General features: G+C 61.8%; 1 pseudogene. It reads left to right on the forward strand.

The features are described from left to right. Positions 1-346, forward strand: a pseudogene (locus B7Y43_RS20175) (haloacid dehalogenase); the annotation flags it as partial. Between the last annotated feature and the right edge of the window lie 766 nt (positions 347-1,112).

Consider the following 1,112-nt stretch of genomic DNA (forward strand, 5'->3'; position numbering starts at 1 on the left):
GGGCGACGGCATCAACGATGCGCCTGCCCTTGCTGCTGCCGACGTCGGGTTGGCGATGGGCACCGGCACCGATGTTGCCATTGAAAGCGCCGGGATCACCCTCACCAAGGGCGATCTCGCGGCGGTCGTGCGCGCGCGCGTACTTGCGAAAGCGACGATGGCGAATATTCGTCAGAACCTGTTCTTCTCGTTCCTCTTCAACGGCATCGGCGTGCCGGTCGCAGCGGGCGTGCTCTATCCGGTCACAGGTCTGCTGATGTCCCCGATGTTTGCAGGCGCTGCCATGGCAATGTCTTCATTCACGGTCGTGGTGAACGCGCTGCGCTTAGGCCGCATAAAGCTTTAGCTCACGTCAATGATTCCTATGTGCGCGTTCATGACAGGAGCGGTCGGTCAGCTTTTGGCCAATTGTACGCATCGGGCGTCCACGCTGGTTTATCCGGAGACGTCCGCTTCGGACAAAAGGCGCCGCTACAAGCGTGCTGATCCCCATCGGATAGGTCGTTTCCCAAACCGCATAGGCCGATCGGTCGGTCGTTGGTAACCGGGTAGCATTCTTCTCTGCCGCTAGTTCGCAGTCGATTTCGCTGCGATCATGCTGTGTCGGATGCCCGAGGAACCCACCTTCTGCGTTGGCAGCGAATCGGCTCGTAACTGCCAACGCGTGGTTGGCGGTTGGTGCCCACAGTGGCCTCAGCCGACGCCAGAGGCAATCCAGATGACGAGCGCTCGGTCTTCGCCCGGAGGTTGGCAGGACGTCGGGAGCTGGTGCCCGTGACCCGAATTCCGGGGCGCCGCCACAGGCGAGCATAGATTTCCATACTGCATAGTTTCCCGTCGTCGTGACGGCACAAAGAGATAATCCCTTCTCTTTCACCTGACCCCTAAGTCGGCCGTCCGCCGCCTCCAACCCGCGATCCTGCGGGCCGAGTTGCCGTGTTCCACGGCTGCCCGCACCACCCCTTGTCTCGGGGTTCCCCTTACGCGCTCGCGCGCTGCGGTGGAGGCACCGACCTGGCCGCCTTCTTCGGGGATCAGTCGAAGGGATCATCCCTCGGCCGACAGATAAGGAAACCTCGACATGCAGAACATCGTCATCCTCGCCGGCAACG

The organism is Sphingomonas sp. 28-62-20, assembly GCF_002281505.1.